The organism is Nocardia sp. NPDC058497 (genome assembly GCF_042720195.1).
GTDB lineage: Bacteria > Actinomycetota > Actinomycetes > Mycobacteriales > Mycobacteriaceae > Nocardia.
Genome location: NZ_JBHXMY010000738.1, coordinates 1 through 2513, shown reverse-complemented (window position 1 = coordinate 2513; position 2513 = coordinate 1). Strand labels below are relative to the sequence as shown.

The following is a 2513-nucleotide window of genomic DNA, read 5'->3' as shown; positions in this document are numbered from 1 at the left end:
GGTCCTGGTACTCACCACGAGCGAGATGTCGCCGAACGCCGAGGACATCCCCGTCGATGCCGTCGCGGACGTTCGCTGGGCCCGGCGCGGGCCCGCCGGGCGCCACACTCAGCTGCTGTACCGGCCGTCGACCGCCGCCACGCTCGACCTGCTGCCTCATCCCGAAGGCGGCTGGTACCGCGAAACCTGGCGCACCGCCCACGATTTCACCCCCGACGGCTATCCGGGCGCGCGGGCGGCCGCCACGGGGATCCTCTTCCTGCTCCCGCCCGGCGAGCAGTCGATCTGGCACGCGGTGCGCTCCGACGAGGTGTGGTTGTGGCACCGGGGCGGCCCGCTCGAGCTCAGCCTGGGTGGGGACGGCGACGCGCCGGACACCGTGGAGCAGGTGACGCTCGGTCCGCTGATCGAAACCGGTCACCGGGTGCAGTATGTCGTTCCCGCGGGCCACTGGCAGGCCGCGCGACCCGGCGGTGACGACGAGGTGCTGGTGAGTTGTGTTGTCGCACCGGGCTTCGACTTCGCGGACTTCCGCAGCTGAGACTGCTACCCCGTCAGGACGGACGGGAGGAGTTCGAGCGAATCGATGACGTGGATACCGTGGCGGACAGCCGTCTGGTTCCGGGTGTTCGCGCGGTCGAGCCAGCACGCGCGCAGGCCCGCGTCGTGCGCGCCGAGCGCGTCGATGAGGTATTTGTCGCCGACGAACGCGACCTCGTGCGGTTCGAGTTCCAGGAGTGCGCAGCCGGCGAGGAAGATGCTGGGCGCCGGTTTCGCCGCGCCGTGCTCTTCGCTGCACACCACCAGGTCACCGAAGTAGTCGAGCAGGCCGACTGCGTCGAGCTTGCGGCGCTGCTGCGGGACCGAGGCGTTCGAGACGATGCCGAGCCGGTAGCCGGGAATCAGGTGCCGCAGCACCGGTTCGGCGTCGGGGAACGCCGACCAGGCGGCGCGGCGATGCGCGTCGTACCCGGTGAACCACGCCACGGCCTCCGGCTCGGGGACAGCCGACGGTGCCGTTCGCCGCAGATGAGACAGGAACCTGCGGGCCCGGGCGCGCTGCTGTTCGGGGAAAGAGACTTCCCCTTCGGCGAAGCGGGCGTACTCGGTCTCGGTGATCTCACGCCAGAGGGCGACGGCAGCGGCGGAATCGGGAAACCGGTCGAGCAGGCCGTCCTGACGCAGGTGTGCGAGCAGACCCGCCGCTTCCGAGGCCGAGTAGTCGAACAGAGTGTCGTCGACATCGAACAGCACACCGCGGATCGGCATGGATTCCCTTCTCTGTCGGCGACGGGTCAGGTGAAGACGTAGTCGGTGAGGGCGAAATGTCCGCTGCGCCAGGCGGCTTCGAGGGTGGAGGCGGGGCGGAGGGGGACGTCGCCGTGTTTGTCGAAATAGTAGCTGTTGGCGGTGGCGCAGCTGTCCTGCCAGAACACCTGGCCGCCGCGGCGGGCGAGCATTTCGCGGAAGTAGCGGTCGTTGGCGGCTTCGCTGATCTCGATGCGGTCGGCGTCGGTGCTGCGGGCGTGGTGCAGGCAGCGCAAGATGTGGCGGGTCTGGTTCTCGATCAGGGTGAAGTAGGACGCGCCGTTGTAGCCGTAGGGGCCGATGATGGAGAAGAAGTTGGGGAAGCCGGGGACGCTCACGCCCTCGTAGGCCTGCAAACGGTTCTCGTCCCACCAGGTTTCCAGGTCGCGGCCACCGACGCCGTGCAGGTCGTAGGTCGGCATGTTGCCCGATTCCATGACCTTGAAGCCGGTGGCGAGAATGAGGACGTCGGCGGTGTGTTCGGCGCCTGCCGCGGTGCGCACGCCGGTGGGGTGATCTCGCTGATCGCGGTGGTCTCGAGGGTGACATCGGGGCGGTTGAAGGTCGACAGGTAGTCGTTGGAGAAGCTGGGGCGTTTGCAGCCGAGCGCGTATTTCGGGGTGAGCGCGGCACGGATGGCCGGGTCTTTCACCTGGCGGCGCAGGTGCGCGAGGCCCGCGCGTTCCCCGATCGCGGCGGTGGGCAGCGAGCGGTAGTAGTGGGCGGCGAGGGGGAAGGTGAATTCGACGTAGGTCTGGCTCACCAGCCGGGTCAGGGTGCGCCCACCGGGGACCTTCAAGGCCAGGCGGGCGGGCAGCGGCAACGGCATGTCGGGGCGGGGCAGACACCAGATCGGCGTGCGCTGGAACACCGTCAGGTGCTCGACCTCCGGTGCGATCTCGGGAATCACCTGCACGGCGGAAGCGCCGGTGCCGATGATCGCGACCCGCTTGCCGCGCAGATCCTGCCGGTGATCCCAGCGTGAGGTGTGCATGGTGACGCCGGCGAAACTCTCGATGCCGGGGATGTCGGGCAGTTTGGGCCGGGTCAGCACCCCCGTTGCGCTGATCACGAAACGCGCGGTCAGTTCGCCACCGTCGTCGGTGTGCAGGACCCAGCGCCGGGCGTCCTCGTCGAAGTCGGCGCCGCGGCCGTTGGTGCCGCCGCGCAATCGCGGTCTCATCTCGTATTTGTCGACGCACGAT

The 2513-nt window shown here is 69.0% G+C and carries 2 protein-coding genes and 1 pseudogene; 1 reads left to right on the top strand and 2 read right to left on the bottom strand.

From position 1 onward, the window contains the following. The first annotated feature begins 112 nt into the window (after positions 1-112). Positions 113-541, top strand: a complete 429-nt coding sequence (locus ACFWPJ_RS30270) for a cupin domain-containing protein (protein WP_378856540.1) — start codon at positions 113-115, stop codon at positions 539-541. Between the two features lie 5 nt (positions 542-546). Here ACFWPJ_RS30270 and ACFWPJ_RS30265 read toward each other — a convergent pair whose 3' ends face one another. Both ACFWPJ_RS30265 and ACFWPJ_RS30260 read right to left on the bottom strand, forming a co-directional pair. Then, complete coding sequence (locus tag ACFWPJ_RS30265; protein ID WP_378856538.1) at positions 547-1269, bottom strand: HAD family hydrolase; 723 nt, start codon at positions 1267-1269, stop codon at positions 547-549. 26 nt (positions 1270-1295) lie between these two features. Next, positions 1296-2513 (bottom strand): annotated as a pseudogene (locus tag ACFWPJ_RS30260) (flavin-containing monooxygenase); the annotation flags it as partial.

Coding starts and splice junctions, on each gene's coding strand:
- ACFWPJ_RS30265 (WP_378856538.1), bottom strand. CDS start 1,269: ATGCCGATCCGCGGTGTGCTGTTCGATGTCGACGACACTCTGTTCGAC.